21 protein-coding genes are annotated in these 26,564 nt (G+C 58.4%); 14 read left to right on the forward strand and 7 right to left on the reverse strand.

The features are described 5' to 3' along the window. Positions 1-131 precede the first annotated feature (131 nt). The gene (locus RLW41_RS19815) at positions 132-317 is read left to right on the forward strand and encodes a hypothetical protein (protein ID WP_024275807.1); all 186 of its coding nucleotides are present in this window, start codon (positions 132-134) and stop codon (positions 315-317) included. A 404-nt stretch (positions 318-721) separates the two neighbouring features. Here the strand turns inward: RLW41_RS19815 and RLW41_RS19820 are convergent, their stop codons facing one another. The 3 genes from RLW41_RS19820 to RLW41_RS19830 form a co-directional block, all read right to left on the reverse strand. Beyond that, positions 722-1,873 carry an RAD52 family DNA repair protein gene (locus RLW41_RS19820; protein WP_414462599.1) on the reverse strand — a complete coding sequence of 384 codons (1,152 nt, stop codon included), beginning with the start codon at positions 1,871-1,873 and terminating at the stop codon, positions 722-724. Between the two features lie 157 nt (positions 1,874-2,030). Next, positions 2,031-2,537 (reverse strand): hypothetical protein, encoded by a 507-nt coding sequence (locus RLW41_RS19825; protein ID WP_013947478.1) that lies wholly within the window; start codon positions 2,535-2,537, stop codon positions 2,031-2,033. A 762-nt stretch (positions 2,538-3,299) separates the two neighbouring features. After that, entirely contained in the window at positions 3,300-4,001 is a 702-nt protein-coding gene (locus RLW41_RS19830) for a hypothetical protein (RefSeq protein WP_024275809.1), read from the reverse strand. Between the two features lie 650 nt (positions 4,002-4,651). Here RLW41_RS19830 and RLW41_RS19835 point away from each other — a divergent pair. The 12 genes from RLW41_RS19835 (at position 4,652) to RLW41_RS19890 (ending at position 20,276) form a co-directional block, all read left to right on the forward strand. Continuing rightward, positions 4,652-5,140: a hypothetical protein gene (locus RLW41_RS19835; RefSeq protein ID WP_414462600.1), complete on the forward strand. Its 489-nt coding sequence runs from the start codon at positions 4,652-4,654 to the stop codon at positions 5,138-5,140. 201 nt (positions 5,141-5,341) lie between these two features. Continuing rightward, positions 5,342-6,595 (forward strand): sarcosine oxidase subunit beta family protein, encoded by a 1,254-nt coding sequence (locus RLW41_RS19840; RefSeq protein WP_024275812.1) that lies wholly within the window; start codon positions 5,342-5,344, stop codon positions 6,593-6,595. A gap of 14 nt (positions 6,596-6,609) precedes the next feature. After that, positions 6,610-6,909: a sarcosine oxidase subunit delta gene (locus RLW41_RS19845; RefSeq protein WP_409563212.1), complete on the forward strand. Its 300-nt coding sequence runs from the start codon at positions 6,610-6,612 to the stop codon at positions 6,907-6,909. Next, positions 6,906-9,953, forward strand: coding sequence for a sarcosine oxidase subunit alpha family protein (locus tag RLW41_RS19850; protein ID WP_414462601.1), 3,048 nt, complete (start codon positions 6,906-6,908; stop codon positions 9,951-9,953). The genes RLW41_RS19845 and RLW41_RS19850 overlap by 4 nt, the downstream gene beginning before the upstream one ends. Continuing rightward, complete coding sequence (locus RLW41_RS19855) at positions 9,946-10,578, forward strand: sarcosine oxidase subunit gamma (RefSeq protein ID WP_414462602.1); 633 nt, start codon at positions 9,946-9,948, stop codon at positions 10,576-10,578. Before RLW41_RS19850 ends, RLW41_RS19855 begins: the two co-directional genes overlap by 8 nt. After that, a complete protein-coding gene (locus tag RLW41_RS19860; protein ID WP_013947487.1) occupies positions 10,575-11,972 on the forward strand; it encodes an L-serine ammonia-lyase in 1,398 nt (465 codons plus the stop codon). Before RLW41_RS19855 ends, RLW41_RS19860 begins: the two co-directional genes overlap by 4 nt. 25 nt (positions 11,973-11,997) lie before the next feature. Further along, positions 11,998-14,064 carry an FAD-dependent oxidoreductase gene (locus RLW41_RS19865; protein ID WP_414462603.1) on the forward strand — a complete coding sequence of 689 codons (2,067 nt, stop codon included), beginning with the start codon at positions 11,998-12,000 and terminating at the stop codon, positions 14,062-14,064. A 2-nt stretch (positions 14,065-14,066) separates the two neighbouring features. Beyond that, a complete protein-coding gene (locus tag RLW41_RS19870) occupies positions 14,067-15,947 on the forward strand; it encodes a (Fe-S)-binding protein (protein ID WP_414462604.1) in 1,881 nt (626 codons plus the stop codon). After that, entirely contained in the window at positions 15,944-17,068 is a 1,125-nt protein-coding gene (locus tag RLW41_RS19875) for an electron transfer flavoprotein subunit alpha/FixB family protein (protein ID WP_414462605.1), read from the forward strand. Before RLW41_RS19870 ends, RLW41_RS19875 begins: the two co-directional genes overlap by 4 nt. 89 nt (positions 17,069-17,157) lie before the next feature. Continuing rightward, the gene (locus RLW41_RS19880; RefSeq protein ID WP_414462606.1) at positions 17,158-17,850 is read left to right on the forward strand and encodes a hypothetical protein; all 693 of its coding nucleotides are present in this window, start codon (positions 17,158-17,160) and stop codon (positions 17,848-17,850) included. Between the two features lie 27 nt (positions 17,851-17,877). After that, the gene (locus tag RLW41_RS19885; RefSeq protein WP_409559779.1) at positions 17,878-19,158 is read left to right on the forward strand and encodes an aromatic ring-hydroxylating oxygenase subunit alpha; all 1,281 of its coding nucleotides are present in this window, start codon (positions 17,878-17,880) and stop codon (positions 19,156-19,158) included. A 5-nt stretch (positions 19,159-19,163) separates the two neighbouring features. Further along, positions 19,164-20,276 carry an FAD-binding oxidoreductase gene (locus RLW41_RS19890; protein WP_414462607.1) on the forward strand — a complete coding sequence of 371 codons (1,113 nt, stop codon included), beginning with the start codon at positions 19,164-19,166 and terminating at the stop codon, positions 20,274-20,276. A gap of 32 nt (positions 20,277-20,308) precedes the next feature. Here RLW41_RS19890 and choV read toward each other — a convergent pair whose 3' ends face one another. The 4 genes from choV to RLW41_RS19910 all read right to left on the reverse strand — a co-directional run bounded on the left by choV (position 20,309) and on the right by RLW41_RS19910 (position 24,692). Continuing rightward, positions 20,309-21,499 carry a choline ABC transporter ATP-binding protein gene (gene choV / locus RLW41_RS19895; RefSeq protein ID WP_409559781.1) on the reverse strand — a complete coding sequence of 397 codons (1,191 nt, stop codon included), beginning with the start codon at positions 21,497-21,499 and terminating at the stop codon, positions 20,309-20,311. Continuing rightward, a complete protein-coding gene (gene choW / locus RLW41_RS19900) occupies positions 21,496-22,350 on the reverse strand; it encodes a choline ABC transporter permease subunit (protein ID WP_024275816.1) in 855 nt (284 codons plus the stop codon). The genes choV and choW overlap by 4 nt, the downstream gene beginning before the upstream one ends. A gap of 96 nt (positions 22,351-22,446) precedes the next feature. Then, positions 22,447-23,376, reverse strand: coding sequence for a choline ABC transporter substrate-binding protein (gene choX, locus RLW41_RS19905; protein WP_409559782.1), 930 nt, complete (start codon positions 23,374-23,376; stop codon positions 22,447-22,449). A gap of 269 nt (positions 23,377-23,645) precedes the next feature. Beyond that, the gene (locus RLW41_RS19910) at positions 23,646-24,692 is read right to left on the reverse strand and encodes a GlxA family transcriptional regulator (protein WP_392683786.1); all 1,047 of its coding nucleotides are present in this window, start codon (positions 24,690-24,692) and stop codon (positions 23,646-23,648) included. Between the two features lie 411 nt (positions 24,693-25,103). On the opposite strand from RLW41_RS19910, the gene betB reads away from it, so the two are divergent. Then, positions 25,104-26,564, forward strand: coding sequence for a betaine-aldehyde dehydrogenase (betB, locus tag RLW41_RS19915; RefSeq protein ID WP_414462608.1), 1,461 nt, complete (start codon positions 25,104-25,106; stop codon positions 26,562-26,564).

The raw sequence follows: 26,564 nt of genomic DNA on the forward strand, positions 1-26,564 counted from the left end.
GGACCTTGGGTAGGAATAAGCTACGCTGGTTATGTGACACGGCCAATACAACGTGGAGGCGGTCAGTTGTTTCCTGGTCGTTTCTGATGCCTTTCTGATTTTGCGGTTGTGATTGCCAAAGGACCTGCCTGATGCCATCTGATCCAACGCGCGTCCTCGCAATCATCTATGAACTTGAGCAATCGTCGCCGGACGCGCTGAAAGCGATGGACCGAGACCTGCTGTTCGCTATTCGGAAGACGTTGCTAGATCACAGGCATGAAGTCGATAAGCTGCTTCTGCGCTTGTCCTTTGCTGTCGAACAGAAACTCAACTAACCAGACTTGACCCTGCAGACGAGCCACACGGGCGCCAGCGCAGAAATCCTGTTGCGCGTGGCCTTCTTTGGCGAGAGCTAGCTCAATTGCTAGCAGCGCGCACGAGCCAAGCGACCAGGCGTCCCAATCCCATGGAGGCGGGTATTAGGAGGGCGCGGCGTGGGCTCACCGGCGGTCCACTGCCATAGTCGGTTGAATGCTCATATCCTGAGGGTATTATCTACGTCCCATGCATCGCATCTTTTACGGAGAGGCAAAGACAATTCGCTGCGACCGGCTTCATCCGGCAACGGATCGCGGTTCGACAGAATCACCGTTCTGTTCACTGCGGCAGTTGTGAGCGTGCGCCGCACTGCGGCCCTCCGAGCCGGTGCAAGGTCTGGTGAACCAATGCAAGCTGCTGCTCATTCCATGATTTTGGTGGCTGGTTTTCGGAGCGGTGGTTCATTGAACTCTTCTTCCGTGTCAGGATTGAAAACTTGACTGGGCGACGGCTTGTTCTGTTGATGCGATAGTGCCCAGTATTTGGCCGCATGTTCCAGCGGATTTGAAATTTCTTGGCTATGCCAATAGGCCGGTTCATCGCCGCTTCTGTGCAATTGATCGTGATGGGTAACGCAAAGCGGCACCGTAAACTCATCAGAGACTTTCAGTGACATCGCTCGCGATTGAGCAAAGCGCAAGTGATGCGCCTGCGCTGGGCGTCGACCGCAGATCAGACAAGGCTGGCTTGCCACAAATGCCAGGTGCTGGCGATCGCGGATCCGCTTTTCTTTTGGCAGAAGAAAGGAGCGGGGAGGACGCCCATCTGAGATTGGATGTCTCTCATCGGCGACCGGACTCGATTGAAGCTTGTCTGTCGTTAGGCGGCGGGCCCGATCTTTCAGGGTGCTAATAATTCTCTGATTAAGCTCGCCTCCATGAGGATCGGCAGCGAGCACTTTCATCGTGGCGGCATTAAGGGCCCACAAGGTATACAGATCGTCTATGGTGGCCACTTCCTCAGCTTGGCGAAGCACTTCCTGGCTGAAGGCTAGTGGATCAGTAAAGCTGCACTCTTTGCCGCTCAGGCTGACGACGACGAGTTCGGGCTTGGTGCCTTTTCGCCAACGCTTCTTGCTTCTCGTGACGTGCGTTTGCTCAGGATCGTAGAGTGCCAGCCCAAAGGCATTGCCGAAAGTCGCCAGAGCCCGTTTCGTCGCATCTGTTTCGGCCGACTTGATCGCCACATCGTGGGCGATTTCGGGCTGCGCTGATCGTCCGAGCCCGGTTCCAAAACCATCGCGGATCGTCACGGTATCGCCGCTCCTGACTGTGACGCGGACGCGAGTCGAATAAAGACAAACGGTTTGTCCGGATCGCTGGAGCGTCCAGTGACAGTGCGGAGCAAGCGTCTGGCGATCCCACTGTGCGAAGCCAAAGATACGATTGGCTTCGGCAATGACATGCCATCCTTCGAGATAGGAAAGGCGTTCGCCGTCCATGGTTCGTGTTTTCACGTGACGCCGTTTCAATTTTGCCTTGAGAAGCCGTGTTTGTTCGTCGCTAAATGTCATGTTGAATTACTCGCTACGCAGATTATTTAGTCCTACCTTCCATTGATATGTTTGATCGTCAGTTGTTCGGCTGACCAACATAGTGCTGCCTGTACTCTCGCTTTTTACACGACGCTGCATTGGCAGTGCCGAACTCGCCTCGGATCTTCGCGCGCCGCTAGTCGGCTTCTGGGGAAAGGGCCCTCAGAAGGGCCTCTTCCTTGCCCGAGAGACTGTATTGAGATCGCCTACTGCGCACCGCGCCGTGGGCCAAAACGACTTTTTCCAGGCGCCTGTACTGTTCATCGGACAGATATAAGACCAGAGGTCTTGTGCCAGCGGGTTGCAGGGCAAGATTTCTTGCGAGGTCTTTTGCCGTCATTTGTTCCGCAAGCTCGAGCAGTTCGTCCTTATTTGAGAAAGAGATGTAGTCGCTCAGGATTACGAGCTTGGGCCATCCCAGTGTGAGCAGCCGTTCTTCGTCCAATTCCAGTTCTTTGAAGGTGCGAGCTATCCGCGCCATGTAAGCAGCGTCGCGACGCTCTATTCCTAGGAGCTTAGCAACGAGAGGAAGTTGCTGGGGATGTTCGTCCTCGATCTGGCGAAGAGACTGGGCGACATCAATCAGGCCGGATCCGGCGAGAGTGGCCATCAGGTCGGTTTCGATTTCAGTTTTGTTGCTCACGATTGTGCACTCTTTGAAGGTTATGGGTGCAGATGATCGTAGAGTTTTGGCGGCCTAAGTCATTGAAAAAGCGAATATTTACTGTAGAAATTATGGTGTCTCGCTATGGGGTAGCGGGTCTGTTGTCCTGCAAGACTGCATCAGTCTCTTCATCCTCGTAACTTCTTCTCGACCGAGCTTTCTAACCGGAAAGGGATCTGCTTGCGCCAACGGTTGGGGTTCATGCTCCGGCGGCGGCAATTGCGCCACGACTTGCGATGCTTCAAACGCGTTGAAGCGCGCTGATGGTTTCAGTCTCTGCCGGGCTTTTTGCGGTGGGCTTGATCCCGCTCGCCGCTATCGGGTTGCGATACTCGCTCTAAATGTTTCGTCGCCGAGTTGTAAGGTTTTGCCCAGAAGGTCCTGTCAGGTGCTCAGGGGGCAACGTGCTTTTCATCCAGGTTAGATGCGCCTTGCATGCGGTGCGGTTTGTTGATGTGTTGATTTAGCTCATCTTTGATGTTTGTCGAGGTTGCGCTTCAGCCAGCTTTTGAGCATGCGTCGACAACGACAACGACAACGACAACGACAACGACAACGACAACGACAACGACAACGACAACGACAACGACAACGACAACGACAACAGGGCGATCGGAAACAACGAACGCGGCGCTGCCGGCGATGTCGACGAGGTTCTTCCTTTGCGTAAGGAAGCAGGGACGGGGATATAGAGCAGGCCGCGGGAGCCCGCTCCACTATCAGTTTCCTAAAGCGAGGCGCCTACTCTGGTGTCTTATATGCGGTTATCGGTGTTAGGATTGTACCCTTCGAAGGGTCGAGATCGGTCCGCGATGCTTCATCCTGTTCCCTCGCACTCAGTTGTGGCGGTGGCGCATTTTGCGGGGCGCGTGGTGCAGGTTCGTCATAGCAAATGCGTGTGTCCGAACCTAATGGCTGTGAGAACTGATAGCCGATTTGTCCGCGCTTAAATCCTTCGCGGTGCTGCCAGTCTGCGAGTTCTTCAAGCTCCTTGTTGTTCTTCCGGACTTCTTCCGACAAGTCAGCCTCGTATTGCGAAAGTTTTTTCAATCCATCGGTTCGCAATATCATTTCGAGAAGGTCTGTGAACCACTGTCTTCTCTCCGGATCCACCGAAGTGTTCACGTCGGCTACTTCTTCGAGCGAGGCAAAGAATTGATCCTTAAATCGGTGCATTCTTTCCAAGCCGTATCTTAATTGCGTCGCACGTCTCACCATGTCGAAATGCAGAGGGAGATATGGCTCGTGCCTCTCTATCATCTCATCGTGGAATTGGTCGTAATGTTTGAGGCTGCGCCGCGGTGCCGTTGAATTGTTTTGACGGAAATCCGTCTTCAGAATTGCGATCGCTGTTTCCTTATCTGTCCGCTTCGTTCGGCGCGACCTAGCGTGTTGCCCTTGCCGGCTTGCTTTGTAGGATTTGCGTTTTTGAGGTGATGCCATCAGCTACTTCCTTTGCGAATCTGCTGTCTAGCTTCACATATTCGCAAGATGCTCACCGTCGCGGCAGGCCCTTATGTGGTTAAAATGGAAAGCCATATCAAGCACCCGTCTGCGCCGGGCGAAGACGGCAATGATGGCTATTAACCTTAACGTGGAGATCGCTTCGCTAAGCCCGCAGTCGTTTGTGAGCCAGTGGCGAGATGCCCTCGATTCACAGAGCCAGTCGGGCAAGCGCGATGAATAGAGGTGATGAATAAAGATGGAGGCCGTAGGGGTATTTTGGATGTCCAGTTCGAAAAGATACTTGGTTGAAATTGTTGTGTGCCGAAAAGCATTTAGCTCAATTTTCATAGCCAAATAAAGATGTCTCTTTGGATGTCCAATAGGGACAATTGGTCATGAATTTGGCTATGAAATTAGCCCTTGGAGACATACCAAGGACCGGACAGCTCGGTTCTTGCAGCGCCAGCGTGCTCGCCTTCGTCGTCGACGCTATCGGCGCGGGGCGATACGGCAGGGCACCCGCTGGATGATACCGGCTTCTTTTTCCTCTTAGAGCTTAGCCGTGCCGAGCCAAGCGTCTTGAGGCCGGCACGCTCAAGCTCTAGCCTTGGCTTCGATCTTGATTTGTTTGCGAGGGGCAGGTCGTCATGTCTGTCGACACATCGGGTGATTATCTGAGCCGTGTCGAGCGCGCCTACCAGGGCGAAGTCTACGGCGAGGCGCTCTATCGCGGCATTGCCGAGGCTCTCGATGATCCGGAGCGGGCGGAAAAATGGCGGGTGCTGGCCGAGCTTGAGGTCGTGACCAAGGCCCGGATGCACGATCTGGTGGCGAAGCTCGGCGGGGATACGGCCGAGAGCGAGGTCTTCCGGCAGAGGGGCGTCAATAATGTGCAGAAGTACGTCAGCCTGCACTGGGCCGACTTCATGGCGCTTTATAGCAAGGAACTGGTGCCGGTCATTGCCCGCTATGGTGAGCTTGAGCAGCTGTGCGCTCCCGAAGATGCCAAGACCTTACGATTTCTGACCGAGCATGAGGTCGTTACGAAAGCCTTTTGTGACCTCGAACTCGCAGGGCGGCCGGACATTTCGATCGCGCCAACTGTGGCCCTTATCGCGGCGATGCGGGCAGCATAAACGCATAGGCGATATGTAGCTGTTTCAATGTGTTAGGTGGCCTGCGGACCTGGGAACGAGGTCGCCGTTGCGACATGTCGTAATTAGCAAAATTCGCGTCTTCCCTGGAAGGCCGATATTCGGCGCGGTCGTCTAACTCTCAGTTCGTGCCCGAAGAAGCCGCGCCACGTTCGCGCCGGGCCATATCGTCGGGGAATTGCGATGAAGAAGGACTACTCGATCTGGTCGCTTTTCGCGAAAGGTCTGGGCCACAACGAGGGCTGGGACCCGGCCTGGCGCAGCGCGGACCCTAAGCCCTCTTATAACGTCATAATCGTTGGTGCAGGCGGGCACGGGCTTGCGACGGCATACTATCTGGCGAAAGAGTACGGCATTCGCGACATCGCCGTCATCGAGAAGGGATATCTCGGTGGTGGTAACACGGCGCGCAACACGACGATCGTTCGTTCCAACTATTTATGGGACGAAGCGACGATGCTCTACGAGCATGCGTTGAAGCTGTGGGAAGGTCTTACCGAGGATCTGAACTTCAACGTGATGTTCAGCCAGCGCGGCGTCTTTAATCTCGGGCATACACTGCAAGATATGCGCGACATCGAGCGGCGCGTGAACGCGAACATCCTGAACGGCATTGACGCGCAAATGCTCGACACAGCGCAAGTCAAGCGGATGATTCCGATCCTGAATACGTCGAAGAACGCACGTTACCCTGTGCTTGGCGCGAGCTATCAACCGCGCGCGGGCGTCGCGCGCCACGATGCGGTGGCGTGGGGCTTTGCGCGAGCGGCCAGCAAGTATGGCGTCGACATCGTCGAGAATTGCGAAGTCGTCGGCATGGATATTGTCAACGGCCGCATTCAGGGGCTTGAGACGACGCGCGGTCCGATCCGAGCCGAACGGGTTGGCTGCGTAGCTTCCGGCCATTCATCGGTACTGGCGAAAATGGCCGGTATCCGACTTCCGATCGAAAGTCACCCGCTGCAGGCGTTCGTATCGGAATCGATGAAGCCCGTGCTCGACACGGTCGTCATGTCGAATGCGGTTCATGGATATGCAAGCCAGTCCGACAAGGGCGAGCTTGTCATCGGCGCCGGCATCGATTCCTATACAAGTTATACGCAGCGCGGCAGTCCGCACATCATCGAGCACACCGCGGCGGCGATCATCGAGATGTTCCCGATTTTCTCGCGCGTTCGGATGAACAGGCAGTGGGGTGGTATCGTCGATACGACGCCGGACGCCTGTCCCATCATCAGCAAGACGAAGGTAAAGGGCCTATACTTCAATTGCGGTTGGGGCACGGGCGGCTTCAAGGCTACGCCAGGCTCCGGCAACGTCTTCGCACACACGATTGCGAAAGACGATCCGCATCCGCTCAACAAGGCTTTCAGTCTCGATCGCTTCGCGACGGGACATCTCATCGACGAGCACGGCGCCGCTGCTGTCGCACACTAATTCGGGATAATTCGATGTTCGTTCTGTTCTGCCCGCACTGCCAGGAAAAACGCGAGGAAGAGGAGTTTGGGTATGCGGGCGAAGCATTTCGCGTTCGCCCGTCAACGCCTGAAACCGTCAGCGATGAAGCCTGGGGCGACTACCTCTTCATGCGGACCAATCCGAAAGGCTGGCATTGGGAGCTGTGGTCGCACGCAACCGGGTGCCGGAAGTTTTTAGTTGTGAAGCGCAATACTGCGACGAACACCATAGCAGGCTCTTGGACGCTTGCCGAAGGCCGCAAGGCCTATGATGCGGAAGGTGGCGCGCAATGACGGATTATCGCGTCAAGCACGCCAATGCGCGTGTCGATTTCGAGCGCCCGCTGTCGTTCTCGTTCGATGGCAAGTCCTACACCGGATATGCTGGCGATACACTGGCCTCGGCGTTGCTGGCCAACGGCGTGCGCATGATTGGCCGCAGCTTCAAGTACGGGCGGCCACGCGGCATTGTCGGCGCTGGACCGGAAGAGCCGAACGCGCTGACGCAGGTCGAGACTGGCGCGCTGACGATTCCAAATCTCAAGGCCACGCAGGTTGAGCTGTACGATCAATTGATCGCCCGGCGCACGACCGGCTATCCGACCTTGGAGTTCGATCTCAAGAGTTTCTGCGGGCCTTTCGCGCGCTTCATGCCCGCAGGCTTCTACTACAAGACGTTTCAAAATCAGAAGCTCTGGCCCCGCTTCGAACACATCATCCGGCAGGCTGCGGGATACGGCTCGGCGCCAGAAGAGGCCGATAGCGAAAGCTACAATCATCGTAACAGCCATGCTCAGGTCGTCATCGTCGGCGGCGGAGCCTGTGGATTGCTGGCGGCGCTCGATGCCGGGCGCGCGGGACTGGACGTCGTGCTTCTCGATGAACAAAACGAGTTGGGCGGATGGCTATTGTCATCGCCGAATACGGTCATCGGCGGTGAATCGGGGACCGCGTGGCTGAAGGCGGTCATCGGCGAGCTGCAGAGCCTCGCCAATGTGAAGGTCATGACGCGGACAAGCGCGTTTGCTCTTCATGACATGAACCTGATCATGGCTGTCGAGCAGCTTCAGGATCATCTGCCGTTGAAAGACCGCGATGAGGCGACGCCGCGGCAGAGGCTGCATCGCATCCGGGCAGAACGCATTCTGCTGGCGACGGGCGCCATCGAGCGGCCGCTGGTGTTCGGCAACAACGATCTGCCGGGTATTCTGACGGCCTCGGCTTTGACGACCTATCTCAATCGCTATGGCGTCGCGGTCGGCAAGCGCGTGCTTTTGCAGACGAGCAACGATTACGCCTATCAAGGGGCTTGCGATCTGGCGCTCGCCGGGTGCTCGGTCGTGCTTGCTGATACGCGAATGCGGCCGAACACCACTTGGGAGCAACGCGCCCATGCAGTAGGTGTCGATGTCCGACCGGGATGCGGGATTGCGGTGGCGCATGGCGCCAGGGCGGTCAAGGGTGCGCAGCTCGTCAAGCTCGATGGCAACCGCAACGACGTTGCAGGGCAGGGCGCGTCATTCGAGTGTGATGCGCTGGGAAGCTCCGGCGGTTTGTCACCAACAGTGCATCTCTATTGCCATGACGGCGGCCGTCCATATTGGGACGAGAGCAAGCTGGCGTTCGTCGCGCCTGCGACGGGGCGTGCCGCTGCTGGTATCTATTGTGCCGGCGCGATCACGGGAACGTTCGGACTGCAGGCGGCCCTGACGGAAGCCGAAAAAGTGACGGCTGCATTGATTGCCTCCTTTGGCAAGGAGCCGGCCGCCGAAACGCGGAGCCTGGAAACCGATGAGCCAGAGGCCACACCGGCGCGACGGATCTTCCGTGTTCCGGATGGCAAGCCGGAAGGACATGGCAAGAAGGCGTTCGTCGATTTCCAAAATGATGTGTCAGCGGCCGATATTCATCTTGCCGTGCGCGAGAACTATCGCTCGATCGAGCACATCAAGCGCTATACGGCCCTGGGGTTCGGGACGGATCAAGGCAAGCTATCGAACGTCAACGGTTTTGCGATCGCAGCGGACGCGCTCGGCAAAAGCATTCCTGAGGTTGGCACGACGACGTATCGTCCGGCCTACACGCCGGTAACGTTCGGGACGCTGGCTGGCGCGAACGAGGGTGAGACGTTCGAACCGCGGCGCACGACGGCGATGCATGCTTCGCACGTGGCGCGCGGCGCGGTGTTCGAAGACGTTGGGCAGTGGCTCCGGCCGCAATACTTTCTTCATCGCGGCGAAGATCAGGACGCTGCCGTGCGTCGGGAATGTCTGGCGGCTCGCCGCGGCGTCGGCATCATGGATGCCTCGACTCTCGGCAAGATCGACCTTCAGGGTAAGGACGTCCGCGAATTCCTCAATCGCGTCTATGCGAATGCGTGGACGCAGCTCGCGCCGGGCAAGTGCCGTTACGGCTTGATGCTTGATGAGAACGGCATGGTAATGGACGACGGCGTCACGGCGTGCGTCGCGGACGATCACTTCGTGATGACGACAACGACGGGAGGCGCTGCACGCGTGCTCACGTGGCTGGAGAACTGGCACCAGACCGAGTGGCCGGAGCTTGATGTCTATATGACGTCGGTCACTGATCATTGGGCAACAGCCGCCGTGGTTGGGCCGAAGAGCCGCGAGGTGCTGGCGAAGGTCTGCACTGACATCGATCTTTCGCCGTCGGCATTCAAATTCATGGACTGGCGCGAAGGGACGGTTGCGGGCGTTCCGGCCCGCGTGTTCCGGATCAGCTTTTCGGGCGAGCTGGCATTCGAAGTGAATGTCGATGCGAGCTATGGCCGTCATGTCTGGGAAGCGCTGATGGCCGCGGGAGACGAATTCGGCATCACGCCCTATGGCACCGATGCCATGCACGTGCTGCGCGCAGAGAAAGGTTTCATCATCGTTGGCCAGGATACGGACGGTTCGCAGACGCCGTTCGATCTCGACATGGCATGGGCCGTGTCGATGAAAAAGCCGTTCAGCTTTATCGGCAGACGGTCGTTTGCGCGCAGCGACACGGCCGCGCCGAACCGCAAGCAGCTCGTCGGTTTGCTGACAGATGATCCGACTGTAGTTCTGGCGGAAGGGGCGCAAATCATCGAGCAACCTGATGTGACGCCTCCTGTCGCGATGTTAGGTCATGTGACGTCGAGCTATTTCAGTGCCGAGCTTGGCCGGTCGATAGCAATGGCCGTCGTGCGCGATGGCATCAACCGGCGAGGGGACGACGGTCGGAGCGCCGGGCGCGATACGTTGTTTGCATATGCAGGCGGCAAGACGCACAAAGTGAAACTGGTGTCACCCGTTTTCGTCGATCCGAAGGGGGAGCGGCAGAATGGCTGAGCCGACCATGCAATCGCCGCTTCATGCTTTCGATCTTGCGGCTCAGGCGCAGCCCGCTGACGACGTTCGCGGTGCGTGGGCGAATGAAATTCCGCTGCTGGGCTATGTCAGCCTGCGGGGCAACTCCGCAGATCCGGCCTTCGTCGAGAAGGTGTCGACGGCGATCGGCGTTCCGCTTCCGGTCGATCCGTGTACGTTCACCGTGGCTAATGGGGTGAAAGTGCTGTGGATCTCGCCGGATGAGTGGATGGTCGTTTGCGCACGGTCCCGGCTGGGTGAGTTGATTGCCGCCCTCAAGGCCGGTCTTCAGGGGATCAGAAGCCAGGTCGTAGACAATTCTGGCGGGTACACGCAGGTTCTGCTTCAAGGCCGGAACGCGCTCGACGTACTTCAGCACGCCAGCGTTTACAATTTTGCGGCCTTGCAGCCTGGACGGGTTGTCGGGACGACGTTCGGTAAATCATCCGTCTATGCCTATCGTTCGGGCAATGGCTTCTGCCTTTTAATGCGCCGCAGTTTCGCCGACTATATTTGGCGCTATCTTGCCCGCGCCGCGGCGCCGTATGGACTGGGGATTGCCGCTATCGAGGCAACGGGCCACGCCGGGGATGGAGTGGCAGGATGAACTACAGCGTCTTCGAAGTTTTTCGCATTGGGATTGGCCCATCAAGCTCGCATACGGTCGGGCCGATGAGCGCGGTCAACAGTTTTATCGCGGAGCTTCGGACGGCGAACCTGATGCACTTGGTTGAACGCGTTGTCGTCGATCTTTATGGATCTCTGGCGTTGACGGGCGTCGGCCACGCGACCGATTTTGCCGTCATCGGCGGTTTGCTCGGCGAAACGCCGGAAGACGCGGACCCTGCAACGCTGGCGCAACGCGTCGATGATGTCCGGCGGACGAAACGTCTGGCGTTCGGCGGTGAAGGCGATATTGCCTTTACGCCCGAAACGGACCTTCTGTTCCATCGCGATAAGATGCTCAGCGAGCATCCGAACGGCATGATCATCGAGGCGTTCGACGCGCTTGGCGTTTCGCTCTACCGAAACACCTATTTCTCAATCGGCGGCGGTGCCGTTCTCGATAAGGCGGCGCTGATTGCAAGTCGCAGCACGGATGAGGTTCCGCATCGGCCGGTGCGCTATGCCTTCAGTAGTGCGAAGGAGCTTCTCGCGCTCTGTCAGCGCCACAACCTGACGATCGCCGAGATCGTCTGGCGCAATGAGCTTGCCTACCAGGACGAAGCTGCGACCCGCGCCAAGGTTTTGAAAGTCTGGCAGGTGATGAACGATTGTCTGCAGCGCGGGCTTGCGACAGAGGGCGTTCTGCCTGGTGGTCTCAGAGTGAAGCGTCGTGCCCCGGCGCTTTATCGGCAGGCGAGCGATGTCGATGGCAAGCTCACTGCTGATTTTCGCGCGATGGATATGGTCAGCGCTTTCGCCATAGCCGTCAACGAAGAGAACGCGGCGGGCGGGCGCGTGGTGACGGCGCCGACCAATGGTTCGGCAGGCGTCATTCCGGCGGTGCTTGCCTATTACACGCGCTTTTGCGATGCGGCGCCTGATGCCGACGCCCGCGACGATCATATCGTCACCTTCCTGCTGACGGCAGCGGGCATCGGCATGCTCTACAAGAAGAACGCTTCGATTTCTGCCGCAGAGATGGGCTGCCAGGGTGAGATCGGTGTGTCTTGCTCGATGGCGGCCGCCGGACTTGCCGCCGTTATGGGTGCCACGGCAGAGCAGATTGAGAACGCGGCCGAGATTGGCATGGAACACAATCTCGGCATGACCTGCGATCCGATCGGCGGCCTGGTGCAGGTACCATGCATCGAGCGCAACAGCATGGGCGCGATGAAAGCGATCAACGCCGCGCGCCTCGCAATGATGGATGACGGCGGCCACCTCGTTTCGCTTGATGCTGTGATCGAGACGATGCGGCAGACCGGTCACGATTTGCAATCGAAATACAAAGAAACGTCGCTTGGCGGCCTCGCCGCGACGGTCGTTTATTGTTGACGCGAAGCGGTGCAAGGATCAGGCGATGGCGGCTTATCCGCATATCTTCACCCCGATCAAGCTCAATCAGCTGACATTGCCGAACCGCATCTATTCGACGGCGCACGCCGAGGTCTATGCGGATGCAGGCGGCATGCCCGGCGACCGTTACATCCGCTATTACGAAGAGAAGGCCAAGGGCGGTCTCGGCATGGCGATCTGCGGCGGGTCGAGCCCTGTTTCGATCGACGTGCCGCAAGGGGCGTGGAGGCCCGTCAATCTGACGACGGATCGCGTGATCGAGCCGATGGCGCGTTTGGCAGACACGGTTCATCGCCATGGCATGAAGATCATGATCCAGGCGACGCACATGGGGCGGCGTTCCGCTTACGCAGGCGACCCCTGGCCGCATCTGGTGTCGCCGTCGGGCGTGCGCGAGCCGGTGCATCGCGGCAATGCCAAGACAATCGAGATCGAAGACATTCGGCGGATCATCGGCGATTTCGCAGCGGCCGCGAAGCGCGTGCAGAAGTCGGGTTTCGACGGGATTGAGATTTCAGCTGCGCATCAGCAACTCATTGATCAGTTCTGGTCACCACGCACCAACATGCGAACGGATGAATGGGGCGGGAGTCTCACCAATCGTATGCGGTTCGGGATCGAGGTGCTGCAGACCGTGCGTGAAGCTGTCGGCCGCGACTATTGTGTCGGCATGCGAATGTGCGCCGACGAGTTTCATGACGACGGCCTTGATCACGTGACGCTGAAGGAAATTGCGCAGGCCATGTCCGAGACGGGGCTTATCGATTTCATCAGTGTCATCGGCTCGGGCGCAGATACGCACAACACGCTTGCCAACTGCATGCCGCCGATGGCGTTACCGCCTGAACCGTTCGTGCATCTGGCAGCGGGCATCAAGTCGGTCGTGAAGGTTCCGATCCTGCATGCGCAGGGCATTCGCGATATCACACAGGCCGAGCGTATTCTGGCAAACGGCATGGTCGATATCGTCGGCATGACGCGAGCGCATATTGCCGATCCGCACATCATGAAGAAAGTGCGCGAAGGTCGTGAGGATCAGATCCGCCAATGCGTCGGCGCCAACTATTGCATTGATCGCATGTATTCGGGTTCGGATACGCTGTGCGTGCAAAACGCGGCAACATCGCGCGAAGCCACTATGCCTCACATCATCACGCCGACAACTGGCGCAAAGCGGCGCGTTGTCGTGGTTGGCGCGGGTCCCGCTGGACTTGAAGCGGCGCGCGTGTCGCGGTCGCGCGGACATGACGTCATTTTGTTCGAACGGAACGAAACTGTCGGCGGGCAGATCAATCTCGCATCGAAAGCACCGCAGCGCGAGCAGATGGCGGGTATCGTTCGTTGGTTCGATCTCGAAACGAAGCGGCTTGGCGTCGATCGTCGCCTTGGCGTTGAGGCGACGCCCGAAATGATCGTCGGCGAACGGCCGGATATTGTTGTTCTGGCGACGGGCGGGCGAAGCCACGTCGAGCAGGTAGAGGGGTGGGGTGCCGCTGAAGGGCTCTCCGTCAGCGCCTGGGACATTCTTTCCGAGAAAGTGCCGCCTGCCGAGAACGTGCTGGTCTATGACGGGATCAGCACGCACGCGGGTTTCGGGACGGCAGATTTTCTCGCGAGCCGCGGCTGTACGGTCGAGATCGTGACGCCGGACGTCAAGGTCGGCGACGATGTCGGCGGCACGACGTTTCCGATCTTCTACCGGCGCATGTACGCGCAGGGCATCATTCCGACACCGAACTTCTGGCTCGATCGCGTCTATGCGGAGGGCAACAAGAAGATCGCCGTTCTGCGCAACGAATATACTGATGAACTCGAAGAGCGGGCGGTCGATCAGGTCGTGATCGAGAACGGCATCACGCCGAACACTGAGCTTTACTGGTCTCTGAAAGAGAAGTCGATCAACCGCGGTCAGGTCGATCTTGATGCGCTCTATTCTAATACGCCACAACCTGTGCTGAGTGACTCGACGGAAGGGGACCGTTTCGTGCTGTTCCGCGTCGGCGATTGCGTGTCGATGCACAATATCCACGCGGCGATCTATGACTCGCTCCGGCTCTGCAAGGATTTCTGATCGTGTCTGTCGCGCATGTCATCACCGTGCTGTTTTGGGTGTCGGTGGTGACATTGGCACTCGGTTTAACGCGCCGCGCGGTGCTGTGGCGTGCAGGACAGCCGGCCGCGGTTGCATGGTCGGGATTGTTTGCCGTTCCGAAGCGCTACTTCGTTGACTTGCACCACGTCGTTGCGCGCGAGCCCCACATTGCACACACGCACGTTGCGACAGCAGGCGGCGCGGTGCTCGCAATCGGGTTAGTTGCTGTCAATTATGGGCTGGGGATTTATTCGCGGCTTCTCGATTGGGGCATCGTTCTGGGCGCCGCCGTGATGCTTGTCGGCGTCTATTGCGTTTGGCAACGGCGGCGGAATCCGCCCTCACGTCTGTCACGCGGGGCGTGGGATCGCCTGCCGTTCACGCTTGCAGCGTTCGCGCTGGGGCTGCTCATTGCCGTGGCGGTACCGCCGGGAATGCTTTCGGCTGCGATTGCAACGCTGGCGATATTTTTTCTGCTTATTGGCTCGGCTGAACTGGTTCTTGGGATCGGCTTTGCGGCGCCGATGAAGCACGCCGTGGCAGGTCTTCTGCATCTCGCGTTTCATCCGCGGCCTGAGCGGTTCTCGGGCGTCCGATCAACTGCTCTCAAGCCGTTGCATCTCGACGAACGCGAATATGGGGTCAACGCACCGAGTGATTTTCGCTGGAATCAGCTCTTGAGCTTTGACGCCTGTGTTCAGTGTGGAAAATGCGAACAGGCATGTCCGGCCTTTGCTGCGGGACAACCGCTCAATCCGAAAAAACTTATTCAAGATCTCGTCTGCGGGTTCTCGGGCAGAAGCGACGTGAGTTATGCGGGCAGTCCCTATCCCGGCATCGCAATCGGTACGCATCACGGCGCGCCGGATGACGCGATCGTTCCGCAGCTTATCGAGCCGCAAACGCTTTGGTCGTGCACGACCTGCCGGGCCTGCGTCGAGGAATGTCCGATGTTGATCGAGCATGTCGACGCGATCGTCGGCATGCGCAGGAGCTTAAACCTGACGCAGGGCGATGTCCCTGGGACGGCGCCGGATGTTCTCGCCAATTTACGCGAGACCGATACGCAAGGCGGCTACGCAAAAACTGCGAGATACAACTGGGCAATTGACCTCGACGCGCCGACCGCTGAACCTGGGAAGCCGGTCGATCTGTTGCTGTTCGCCGGGGAGGGCGCGTTTGACATGCGCTATCAGCGGACGCTTCGTTCGCTGGTGAAAATTCTGAAAGCTGCTAACGCGGATTTCGCTGTGCTCGGCGAAGATGAGCGGGATACCGGTGATACGGCGCGTCGGTTGGGGGATGAAGCAACCTTTCGATCCCTCGCCCAAAAGAACATCGCGACGTTGGCCAAGCTCGATTTCAAGCGCATCGTGACGGCAGATCCGCACGTGCTGCACAGTCTTCGCAACGAATATCCGGCGCTTGGCGGGCGTTACGTTGTCGTACACCACACCGCTCTGATCGACGAGTTGATGGAGCGTGGCGCATTGCAATTGGTCGAGCGGCAAGATGCGGGCGCACTGACCTATCATGACCCCTGTTATCTCGGTCGCTATAACGGCGAGTTCGAAGCGCCGCGCTCGGTTCTGCGAAAGCTCGGTGCGACCGTTCGAGAGATGGAGCGCTCCGGGTTTCGCGCGCGGTGTTGCGGCGGTGGCGGCGGTGCGCCGCTGACCGACATCCCCGGTAAACTGCGCATTCCGGATATGCGCATGGATGATATTCGCGCTATCGGCGCCGAAGTTGTGGCTGTGGCCTGTCCGCAATGTACGGCAATGCTGGAGGGCGTGGCTGGCGATCGTGCGGAAGTGCTCGATATCGCGGAACTCGTCGCAGCTTCGCTGGAGGAACGGCCATGAGCGGGGCGAAACGGGTTGATCCGCGCCGTCCGTATCGCATCGGACCGAACGGCCTGCGTAGGATCGTTCTTGGCGAGACCGGTGCGGGGGACCTCGCCGTTGGCGCTTCACGAAATTCGGAAGCGCCTCGGGCGAAACCTTTGCGGACCCAAGTCGCCGCCACAAGTTGGCATATGGCCATCGCGCATGCCTATCAAGGACGGCTCGACGACCATGCCCGCGAGGCGATTGCAGCAGCTGCCATTCTCGCGGCGTCGGAGACGGGCGTGATTGCCGTGATTCTCGGTGCCTTTCATGAGAATGCGGCGGCGCTGGGCGCTGATAAGGTCGTGATCGTGGATGATCTCGATGCCGCCCGCTTCGAACCTCGGCGTGAAGAGGGTGTGGTCGAAGCGCTCATCAATGTTTATCAGCCAGAGCACATTTTCATGCCTGACAACGCGCTGGGTGATGGCGATCTCGGGCGACGGCTGATTGCGAAGCTTCGTGCTTCTGCAGCGACACACGTTTCAGAAATCAGCGGCAAGCACGTCGCCGTCGGATGGTCCGGCGGTGGGTGTCTGGCGGATGCGCCGCTGCCGCGTTTCGTGCTGCTGCAGGCAGGCGCGGTCGATAGTAACCTGCCTTTTATTGGCGCCGGAGAGGTTCTGTCCGTGCGGTTGGCTGCCGACGTCAAGGACGTGTGCCGAGATCTCGGTCTCGAAGCAACGGAAACGGGATCCATCGCGTTGGAGGAAGCCGACTTCATCGTTTCGGCGGGAAATGGCGTGACCAACGTGGCGACGCTCGAAAAGCTGGCGGGTTGCTTCGATGCGGCGGTGGGTGCCAGTCGCGTTGCGGTGGATGATGGGAAGTTTCCGCGCAGCAAACAGATCGGTGCGTCGGGCAAGTCCGTCAGCGCGACGACTTACATCGCGGTTGGCATCTCCGGCGCTGTCCAGCATTTGCAGGGCATTAAGGCGTGCCGTCACGTGATCGCAATCAACAGCGATCCAGGTGCGCCGATAATCAAGCGCGCGGATTTAACGGTGGTTGGTGACGCGGAAGAGGTGATGCAAGCTTTGATCGCGCGCGTCGGGCAAGCACGAGCTCAGTCGGAAACGCCGGAGGGGCAGGTATGAGCGCGCCCGTTTCCGTCGCGGTACTGGTTTCCGCCGGTCGCCATCCGGTGAGCGGTGCGGCGCGCGCCTGTCGCGGCGATACGGTTGCCATGGCCGTCGGCAAGGCTTTATCCGGCGATGCCTTACGCATCGTTCACGCCGGAGAAAAAGAAGAACCCGCACTCAAGGATTATATGGCCCTCGGAGCCAGCAGGATCGACGTGCTGGAGGGGACATCCGGCGGTGTTTCGATTTCGGCGCTGTGTGAGGCGTTGAGAAACTCCGATATCATCCTGACGGGGAGCCGGGCCGAGCAGGGCGCAGGCAGTGGTCTGTTGCCGTATGTTCTGGCCGAGACGCTCGGGCGGCCGATTATCTCAAATGCGCTCGAAATCAAAATTGAAGTCGGCGCGTCGGGACGCGAGGCGACGATCCGCCAGTTTCTTCCCAGGGGGCAGAGGCGGCGGGTGGCCTGCCCGTTGCCGGTCATTGTCGCCGTGCATCCCTTGGCGCCTGTGCGTTTGAAATATGCCTATGCGCGCCGTACTTCCGGAAAAATCGAGCCATTGCCGAGCGCTGGTCTGGATGAGAGCGTGATGCTCCAGCCAAGCTGGGCAGTGGAAGCCGAGCCGCGTCATCCCCAGCGTCTTAAGGCCCAGGAAAAAAAGGCGGCACACGCTCGATTGATCTCGGCGATCGTGTCTGAGGTGAAAGGCGGTGTTGTCGCTTTTGAGGGGACATCCGTCGATAAAGCACAAGTGGTGCTGAATTATCTGAGAGAACATCGCCTCGTTGATTTTTGAGCTGAGCCCCTGCAATGGGAGGACCACATGCAATTATCAAATGAACTGCGGTCCCTGATAGCCAGACGGCGACCGGGCTATAGCCTGGAAGCGTCATTCTATCAGAGCAAGGAAATTTTCGATCTCGATATGGAGGTCATTTTCGGCGGGACGTGGATTTACGTCGGCTGCGAGCCTGACATTCCCGAGCCAGGCGATTATTTCACAGTTCCGATCGGAAAGACGTCAGTCGTCGTGGCTCGTGACGACGACATGTCGATCACGGCGTTTCACAACGTGTGCCGCCATCGGGGCGCGCGCCTCTGCGATGGAGACAAGGGTAGCGTTGGCAATGTCGTTTGTCCTTACCATCAGTGGACTTACGACCTGCGTGGCAATCTGATTCACACGGAGCACATGGGCGATGACTTCGACCGGAGTAAATTCGGTCTGAAGATGGTCCACGTCGGGAATGTTGCTGGGCTGATCTTCGTCTGCCTTGCGGACAATCCGCCTGTCGACTTCGAGCAGATGCGGCGCGAGATGGAACCCTATATTCTTCCGCACCGCATTAGTGATTGCAAAGTCGCGTATGAGGAAGATCTCATCGAGAACGGCAATTGGAAGTTCACGATGGAGAACAATCGCGAATGCTACCATTGCAAGGGCAATCATCCGGAACTTACGATTTCGCTCTATGAGTTCGGATTCGGGTATCAGCCGTCCCCAGAGAATGCAGACGACGTGCGCGCGTTCAAGGATCTGACGACGCGCGAGCATGCAAGGTGGGAATCATGCGGATTACCGTCCGTCGAACTGGAGTTTCTCGACAGTCGCGTGACGGCGTTCCGAACGGAACGGCTTCCACTCGATAAGGCGGGAGAATCCCAGACGCTCGACAGCAAGGTTGCGTGCAAGAAATTGCTCGGCGATCTTTCTCTGCGCAATCTTGGCGGCCTGTCGTTTTGGACACAGCCGAATTCGTGGCACCATTTTATGAGCGATCACATCGTGACGTTCAGCGTGCTGCCGATCGATGCGGAACGTACGTTGCTGCGGACGAAGTGGCTTGTTCATAAGGATGCCGTGGAAGGGCAGGACTACGATCCCAAGGCGCTCAGCGCTGTTTGGCACGCGACCAATATGCAGGATGGAGCGCTCGTCGAGAGGACGCAGATCGGTTCGCATAGTGCAGCGTATGTTCCTGGGCCTTATTCGCCTTATACGGAAGAACTGGTCGAGAAGTTCATGTCCTGGTATTTCCAGCGGCTTCGGACGGCAACCGGATATGAATCGGCGACCGTCAGCCCGTTTGCCGCGAGCGCCTGAACGACATGAACGAGATGCAGGACAGGCTCGATCCGGCGCAGTGGGATGCCGTGCCGGGCAAGTGGAATTCTGACGAAGACGATGTGCTTGTCTGCACGCATGTTCGGGCGGAAACGCACGACGTCAAAAGCTTCTTGTTTCGCACGCCGACGGCAAAGCTGTTTCGTTTTCGTCCAGGGCAGTTCATCACCCTCGAACTCGAGATCGATGGTGAGACGATCAATCGCTGCTATACGATGTCGTCATCGCCGACGCGGCCTGACACGCTGTCGATTACCGTGAAGCGCGTGCCGGGCGGCAAGGTTTCGAACTGGCTCCATGACAATCTGAAAGCTGGCGTTGCCATCAAAGCTTTCGGACCCTCCGGCGAATTCAGTTGCACGTTGCACGCAGCACCGAAGTACCTGTTCTTGTCCGGCGGGTCCGGTGTCACGCCGTTGATGTCTATGTCACGTGCGCTTTACGATCTTGGCGAAGATCGCGACGTTGTTTTCGTTCACAGCGCGCGGACGCCGCGGGACATTATTTTCCGCAACGAACTTGCCACCATGGCACATGGGATGAACCGATTTCGAACGGCATTCGTCTGCGAAAATATCGGCGAGCAACGCGACTGGAGCGCGCCGACGGGTTTTCTGACGCTGCCGCTCTTGAAGTCGATTGTACCGGATCTGTCAGAGCGCGAAATCTTTTGCTGTGGCCCTGAAGCGTACATGGCGAATATTCGCGCTATGCTGGCCTCCGCCGGTTTCGACATGACGCGCTATCATGAAGAAAGCTTCTCGTTCGAACGATTAAGTTCGGTTGAGAAAGAGGAAGTGCAGGAGGCCGTTGCGGCAGCATCGGTGCCAAGCGTCGGGTTCAAAATTGAGTTCACCAAGTCGGGTCGCACAATTGATTGCCGTCCCGATCAATTCATTCTCGAAGCGGCGAAGGCCGCTGGCCTGCGTCTGCCGTTTTCGTGCAGCAAAGGTGTTTGCGGCACCTGCAAAAGCAAGAAAGTCGACGGTCAGGTGGTGATGACGCATGGCGGCGGCATCCGGCAACGCGAGATCGATGCGGGCATGATCCTGATCTGCTGCAGCAAGCCGCTCAGTGATGTAACGATCGAAAAATAACTGAGGTCGCGGACGGCGCCTCCGCCGGAAAATCAATCTGAACGGCGCAGAATGGCCTGCAGTACGTCGCGGACGCCGATCGAACCGACGAAGCGGTCGTCGTCATCGAACAGCGCAACCGGAGCTGTGCCCGATTTATGCATCGCGAGGATCACGGTCTTTAGGCTGGTGCCGGGTCTTGCCCAGTAGACTGGTGAGAACTCATCGGACACTTGTTCTTCGATGTCGCCGCACGTCACCCAGCTTGCTTGTTTTCCGCGGCATTCGGCGGCTTCAACTTTGCCTGTGCTATCGATCCTAAATTTGGTCGTTTGCCGCCGGTCGAGCCAGAGCCAGTTGTCGCCAGCTGTTTCAAGGTCGCGTTTGTCGCGCATGACGTTCCAGGCCGTCAGCACGGACAACGGATTGACGTTGGCTATGAAGTCGCGGACGTAATCGTCGGCCGGGTTAAGGACGATGTCTTCCGGCGTCCCCGACTGTACGATGCGTCCGCTTTCCATGATGGTAATGCGGTTGCCGATCTTGAGCGCTTCTTCTAGATCGTGACTGACGAAGATGATCGTTTTCTTGATGGTCTGTTGAAGCTGCAGCAACTCATCCTGCAGCTTGGTGCGGATCAGCGGATCAAGCGCGGAGAAAGGCTCGTCCATCAACAGGATTGGAGCGTCTGTCGCAAAGGCGCGAGCGAGGCCGACGCGCTGCTGCATACCGCCGGAAAGTTCGTGTACGTATTTGTCGGCCCAGCTATCGAGCCCGACGAGATGGAGCTGGCGATCGACGCGCTCCTTGAGTTCGGCGGCCGGGACGCCTGCCAGCTCCAAGCCAAGGCCAGCATTCTCGCGCACGGTGCGCCACGGCAGTAGCGCGAACTGCTGAAACACCATCGCGACCTGGTTCTGCCGCATGTGGCGAAGGGTTGCTGCATCGCAGGTTGCGATATCGACCATGCGGTCGCCGTCCTTCACCAGGAGCGAACCACGCGAGACCTTGTTAAGGCCGTTGACAGCGCGCAGGAGGGTCGATTTCCCGGAGCCGGACAGGCCCATCAGAACTGAAATCTCACCCTCGTTGACAGTCAGGTTCGCACCGGCGGCGCCTAGCACGGCTCCCGTTTTGGCAAGGATCTCAGCCCGCGTCGCACCGGCATCGACCATAGCGAGCGTGCGGGCAACGTCCTTGCCGAAGATGATATCGACGTTTTTGAAATCGACCGCGACGCTCATTTGCGGACCTCCGGTTTAATGGCAAGGACGCGATCAAGGATGATGGCGAGGATAACGATCGCAAGGCCGGCTTCGATGCCCAGCGGAATGTTGCGGTTGGCCAACGCGCGGTTGACCGGATTGCCGAGGCTCGGTGCGCCGATCAGCGTGGCGAAGACGACCATCGACAACGATAGCATGATGCATTGGGTGAGACCGGCCATGATGGACGGAAGCGCTGCGGGCAACTCAACCTTCCATAAGAGTTGGCGTTTCGTGGCGCCGAAACTTTCTCCGGCTTCCAGCATTGGCTTTGGGATCGAGGTCAGGCCGAGATACGTCATGCGCACGGGGGCGGGCATGGCGAAAATGATCGTGACGATCAGTGCGGGCGCAGCGCCGAGGCCGAACAGAATCAGAATGGGGATGAGGTAGACGAAGGTCGGCATCGTCTGCATCAGGTCGAGGATAGGCTGCGTGATGCGCCAGACGTGAGGTTTATGCGCCGCCCAAATTCCGATGGGCACGCCGATGATCATTGAGAGCGCGGTGGCCGACAAAACCAGTACAAGCGTCTGGACGGTCTCTTTCCACAAGCCCTGGTTCAGAATGAACAGCAGGCCGATCAAAACGCCGACCGCGAGAACGGCGGAACGCCGAAGCCAATAGGCGAGACCGGCGAGAATAACCGCCAGAACGAGAGGCGGGATTTGCAGCAGGAAATCGGACGTTCCGTCGACGAACGTCTCGAGAACCGTCGATATGGCATCGAAGAACCACTGAAAATAGTCGGTGACGAAGTCGAAGATCGCTTTGCCGAATTGTCCGACCGGAATTTTCCAGGCAGTTACAAGCTTCGATACGGGGTCCATCTGCGCCATTCCCAGTGCTCAAGCTTCATTCGGCGACGGACGGCCGCTTGTGAAGCAGCCGTCCTGTCCTTTGCCGGGCGGATAGTGGCAGGACCCCTACTTTGCGAGGTACGCCTTCAGCGCAGCCTGTGGGTCGCCACCATCGAACGTGGTTACGTCTGCCAGCCACGGTGTTACGGCTTCAGGATTTTTCTTGAGCCATTCAAGCGCGGTCGCCTTCGGATCGGCACCGCTTTTCAGCACTGGCTCCATCATAGCGCCTTCCATGGCGAGATTGAATTTTTCGTTCTTCAGGAACTTGGCGACGTTCGGGCATTCTTTTTCGTAGCCGGCGCGAACGTTGGTGCTGACGGTTGCAGCGCCGAAACCGGAATCGCCCATGCCGTCGAGGTAGTGGATTTTCATGGCACCCATGACCGGGTGGGGTGTCCAGCCGAGGAAGACAATCCACTTCTTCTTCTTCATGTCCTTTTCGGCTTCGGTGAGCATGCCTGCCTCGGAGCTTTCGACCAATTCGAAGCCCTGGAGGTTGTTCTCCGGCTTGGCGATCATTGTGCTGATGATACGGTTACCGTCATTGCCGGCTTCGATGCCGTAGATCTTGCCGTCGAACTGATCTTTATGGGTGCCGAGGTCTTTAAGGCTTTTGACGCCTGCATCGGCGACGTAGTCGGGGACGACGAGACCGTAACCGGCGTTATCGAGGTTGACGCCAAGCACCTCAACGGACTTGTCGTCGATGTAGGGCTTGATGTCGGCGGTCATGCTGGGCATCCAGTTGCCCAGGAAAACGTCGATGTCCTTGTTTTTCAACGAGGCGTAGGTGACGGGAACGGAGAGCGTCTTGACCTCGGGCTCATAGCCGAGCGCTTCTAGAATGTTGCTGGTCAGTCCGGTCGTCACTTGAATGTCGGTCCAGCCGACGTCGGCGAAGCGGACTTTTTTGCAAGTGGCACTGTCGGCAGCGTGCGCCGCGGTTGCGGCCAGGACGAGGGCGAAAGTGGCCCCAATCGCTATGCGTGTCATGACAACTCCTGTTGTTGGCAATGGCAGGCGTGATGGACAACAGTCCGCTTGCTGGGGGATCTGAAATCGGATCGCCCTTCTGTCGGTTGCCTGTTGAAGGCGCCACCCGGCGAGGGCGACCCCACCAGCTAATAGCAGCGGCGGCCTACCTATTTTTGCAATTGCGACGCGATCTAGCGCTTACGCGCCTCAGGCTACACTCCTTTCGCGAAGGGTGTCCATTTGATCCTGCGTAAATCGACGGTCTTCCGGTGTTCGCGAGCGTCGATCTAAATCGAGGGGACGCGTGCGCGCACCACAGACTTACGCTGTCGTGGCAGCGGCGGCGCGCTGAATTCAGCTGGGACCGTCTGGGGCTGGCGTTCGCTGCGTGGCGTACGTCCGTAAAGGGCCCGATATGATTTGCTGAAATGGCAGGTCGATTGAAAACCGCAGGAAATAGCGATCTGCGTGATCGACATTTGCGATTGCACAAGCAGCTCGCGGGCGCGACGGAGACGCAATTGCAAATAGTATTTCGTCGGTGTTGTTTCGAGCGAAACCTGGAACATGCGCTGGACTTGGCGCAACGAAAGGCCCGCCAATTTTGCCAATTCGACGGCTGTCAGCGGTTCTTCGAAATTGGCTTCCATGAGTGCGGCGATGTCCACCAGCGCACTGTTGTTGTATCCCAGGCGCGCCGCCATCGGGATGTGCTGCCGGTCGAACCCGTCGCGCACGCGTTCGAGAATGAATTGGTTGGAAATATCGGCAACCAGCGTTTTACCGAATGCGCTTTTCACAACGGAGAGCATCAAGTCGGCGGGCGCTATTCCGCCTGTGCAGGTGACGCGATCGCGGTCAATAACGAAAAGCTCTTCCTGGAACTGCACGCGCGGATGGAATTCGCGAAGACCCGCCATGTTTTCCCAATGGACGGTGCATTTGTAGCCGTCGAGAAGGCCGGATTTCACGAGCGCGTAGGTGCCGGTGCACAGGCCACCAAGCACGATGCCATCGTGCGATATCCGGCGGAGAAGATTGATGAGTTTGTCGTTGACGTATCGCTCGACGTGCGTGCCGCCGCAGACGAGTACCATATCGAGATCGCCGGCATCATCGTAGGTTTTAGCGTCGGCGAAAGACAGGCCATTACTGCAGGACGTCGGCTTGCCGTCGACGGAAAGGATGGTCCACGAATAGTGGTCCTGCCCGCTCAAACGGTTGGCCATTCGCAAAACCTCGATCGCACTGGAAAGTGCGATCATGGTGTATTCGTTCAGTGTCAGAAACCCGATCCGACGGATCGTTCTGAGTTTCGACGGAACCTCATTCACGCAGCAAAGCTCCCGGATGCTCCGCAAATCTATGGCCTCCGCTTCTAGTCAAAGACCGAGGCGGAGGTGATCGTTACGCCTGACTATGACATCGAGCAGATCATGAGAAAATCTTAGCACCGCGCCGTGTTTTGACAAGTTCCAGAAAGTTCAATTCCTGCCGCAGAAACAGGCTTTCGGTGCTGCAAAAGAAGGCGGTTGCGGCGCGAGATCGTTCTACTTTCGTCGGTCTTCCGGCGCGGTTTGGACTGTCGCGGGGGATAACATTTGTGTCGTATCTGACAATGCTTTCAGGCCTCTGGACCGGCATAGCGTGATGGGTGATCGGCGAGGCTTTGGCGCCGGAAGTTGCTGCGAACGAAGGGTGCCGCGCTCGGTTTGCAGCATGGGCAAATTCAATGAGTGTGGTCGATGGCGAAAGTTCTCCAAAACTATATCGGGGGCCGTTTTGTTGCGGCATCGGACGGGGAGACGTTCGCGAATGTCGATCCGGCGACGGGCGAGTTGATTTCACAGGTCGAGATCGCGCTTGCGCCTGAAATCGATGCTGCGCTGCAATCAGCAAAAGAAGGGCTCGCTCGCTGGTCTGGCATGTCCGGTGCGGAGCGTGGGCGCGTTCTGAACAAGGCGGCACGGATTCTTCGCGACCGCAATCGCGAGTTGGCCGAGATCGAGGTTCGCGACACCGGCAAGCCAATTCAAGAAGCGGAAGTCGTCGATATCGTCAGCGGTGCCGATTGCATCGAATATTTTGCCGGGGTGGCAGCCACGTTGCACGGCGAGCAGATCGCACTGAATAATGCGTTCGTTTATACCCGCCGCGAACCGATAGGAATTTGTGTCGGTATCGGGTCATGGAACTATCCAATCCAGATCGCGTGCTGGAAGTCGGCGCCGGCGCTGGCATGCGGCAATGCGATGATCTTCAAGACGTCGGAGATGACGCCGACGACCTCCGCCAAGCTTGCCGAGATCTACACGGAAGCAGGGTTGCCAGATGGCGTCTTCAATGTTTTGCACGGAGACGCACGCACCGGTTCAATGCTGACGACAGATCCGCGCGTTGCCAAAATCTCGCTGACCGGTTCGGTGGGCACTGGCAAGAAGATCGTCGCTGCGGCGGCTGCTACTTTGAAGCGTACAACGATGGAGCTCAGCGGCAAGTCGGCACTTCTTGTGTTCCAGGACGCTGATCTTCGGCAGGCCGTTTCCGCGGCAATGCTCGGCAATTTTTACACGCAGGGCGAAATCTGCACGAACTGCACGCGCGTGTTTGTCCACGACGACATCTACGATGCCTTCGTCGATATGGTGGTGGAGCGGACGAAAAAGCTGCGCATCGGTTTGCCGCTCGATCCTGAAACACAAGTAGGGGCGTTGATTTCGCGGCCGCATATGGAACGGGTCTTGAGTTTCATCGAAGCCGGAAAGGCGGAAGGCGCACGGCTCTGCTACGGTGGCGAACGAGTTGATGAGGCTCCGCTCGATCGCGGCAACTATGTGCGTCCGGCCGTTTTCACCGACTGCACGGACGAGATGAGCATTGTGCGAGAAGAAATCTTCGGGCCGGTCATGTCGGTTTTGCGGTTCCGCGACGAGGACGATGTCATAGCGCGTGCGAACGCGACGCGCTTCGGATTGGCCGCGGGGCTTTTTACGCGCGATCTTGCCCGCGCGCATCGCGTCGCAGCGCGCCTCGAAGCGGGCATCTGCTGGATCAACAACTATAATATCACGCCGGTCGAGATGCCGTTCGGCGGCATCAAGGAGTCGGGCTTCGGTCACGAGAACGGCCAGGCTGCCATCGAGCACTATACGCAGTTGAAGAGCGTCTATGTGGAACTGGGCGATGTGCAGTGCCCGTACGAATGA

It is taken from the genome of Hyphomicrobium sp. DY-1 (genome assembly GCF_047497105.1).
Classification (GTDB): Bacteria; Pseudomonadota; Alphaproteobacteria; order Rhizobiales; family Hyphomicrobiaceae; genus Hyphomicrobium_B.